Annotated in this window: 1 protein-coding gene; it reads left to right on the forward strand. The window is 36.2% G+C overall.

What is annotated here, in order from left to right; all coding sequences use genetic code 11:
- The coding region (locus F6K52_RS36550; protein WP_364421535.1) for a tetratricopeptide repeat protein at positions 1–1,156 on the forward strand (1,156 nt) is incomplete at its 5' end.
- Between the last annotated feature and the right edge of the window lie 34 nt (positions 1,157–1,190).

Here is a 1,190-nt window from a genome sequence, read left to right on the forward strand (position 1 = left end):
TGCTCAACGGCTGATTGCTAAACCGTCTGAAAGCATACTCACATACGAACAAGAGGCAATACAAGAAATTTTAAAATTGTCAGCAGGGCATCCTTATTTTACTCAGGTAATTTGCTTTACTCTTTTTTTAAAAGCAATGGAGGAAAGTAATCAGAATGCCACTGTCACCCGTACAGATGTAGTAAATATTGTAGAGCGAATATTTCATGATGATAATGCTCAAGCTGGTTTGGTATGGTTTTGGGATGGATTACCTATTCCTGAGAAAGTAGTTTTTTCAGCCGTAGCAGAAGCTCAAAAAAGAGCTAACACTCAGGCTAACAATTTGCCGGAAGAACCGCTAGCACTATTGATGGAATATGGAGTGATACCAACAGACGACTTGATTAAAGCAGCTGAAAGACTATCTGAAAAAGGCTTTTTGGATAATACAGAACGCAGAATAAAAGTTGAATTAGTCCGTCTTTGGTTAGTGCGATATCACCAGTTAGATAGGGAAATATCGGAGTTAGAAAAATTAGAGCAAAAAAACGTTATCCAGTTGTTCTCTGTAGCAAATAATCTGTATTCACAGGGAAATAAACAGAATGCAATTCAGCTTTACAACCAGATTTTGGGGATAAATCCTAATCATTTTCAAACTATATTGGAACTGGCTAAATGGCACTTGGAAATTGAAAATTTTGACCAAGCCTTAGAATTTTATCAGCGAGCCTACCAATTTGATCCCATACGCAACAAAGACATTCTCTTAGATACTTTGCAAAATTATGGACATAGCTTGTTTATCCAAAAAGAGTTTGCAAAGGCAAGGCAACAATATGATCGGGTTTTAGTAATTCAACCTAATTGCTCATCAGCGCAGCAAAGATTAGCAGAAATTAGGATTTTTGAAAGTAACGAAAACACTTCACATATTAATCCAACTCCTGGAGATAAACAAAAAAAAAGTGTTAAAGTTCTATTAGGGGTAGGAATAGTAGCAGTGATCGCTATTAGTGCGGTTAGTCGAGTTTATAGATTATTTAGTCCTTGCCCACCTGGAGAACAAGAAAAATTTGGTATTTTATGTGTAGTAAAGGGTGGGACTAATTCTGGAAACCGGGATTTTCCAATTCGAAGAATGGTGGAAATTAAGCAGGTAAAAAAAAAATAAGTAGTGGTGAATGCACTTTTTTTTCTAGATTGGA

This window comes from Moorena sp. SIO3H5, from assembly GCF_010692395.1.
Lineage (GTDB): Bacteria > Cyanobacteriota > Cyanobacteriia > Cyanobacteriales > Coleofasciculaceae > Moorena.